The organism is Vibrio sp. 03_296, assembly GCF_002265885.1.
On the sequence record NZ_NPKW01001208.1, the window covers coordinates 1 to 704 of the forward strand.

Genomic DNA, 704 nt, shown 5'->3' on the forward strand with positions numbered 1-704 from the left:
TGCGCTTGCACAGGCGACAAAGATACTGGAAAAAGAGTTGAAACTGACGGTGAATCAGAGCAAATCTCATATAGCACACAGCGAAAATGGGGTGAAGTTCCTTGGCGTTGAAATCGGGGAACAATACACCCGTATTCAGCCCAAGAAACTGGCTCTGTTCAAACAGACGTTGAAGCAGATGAGCAAACGCAATGGCGGAAAGCCGCTAGTGCAAGTCATCAACGAGCTAAATCCCGTTTTACGAGGGTTCAGTCAGTACTTCAGGATCGCCAATACCAGCAGGGAGTTCTCGCGAATAGCAGGATGGTTAAGGCGCAGACTGCGCAGCATCCAGTTAAAATTATGGAAGAAACCGTTACGGCTGCACCGCAAGCTGAAACAGCTTGGTTACAAGCCGCCGTTCAGGTCAATTCAAATGAGTAGCTGGAAAAATGCACAGAGTCCCTTAGCCAGCTATGCGATGCCAAATCAATGGTTTAACGATCTTGGTTTGTTCAATATCGAGCATGTTAAGACAGGGTATGTGTTCAGCAATTATGCTGAATGGAAGTGTGCATGAGCCGTATACGAGGCCCGTACGTACGGTTCTGTAAGAGGGATGAGGCGGCAACGCCTCACCCTACTTGCTGTTTCGATAACGCAAAAATGCATCATCCATTACATATTCCTTCGAGTTCCTTCCCACAAATTATTTTCTTCTAGCG

The 704-nt window shown here is 47.0% G+C and carries 1 protein-coding gene; it reads left to right on the plus strand.

The genetic code is table 11. The features are described from left to right. Positions 1-559, plus strand: a 559-nt coding sequence (locus CIK04_RS31030) for a group II intron maturase-specific domain-containing protein (protein WP_325206049.1), incomplete at its 5' end; no start/stop codon positions are given. Positions 560-704: the final 145 nt, after the last annotated feature.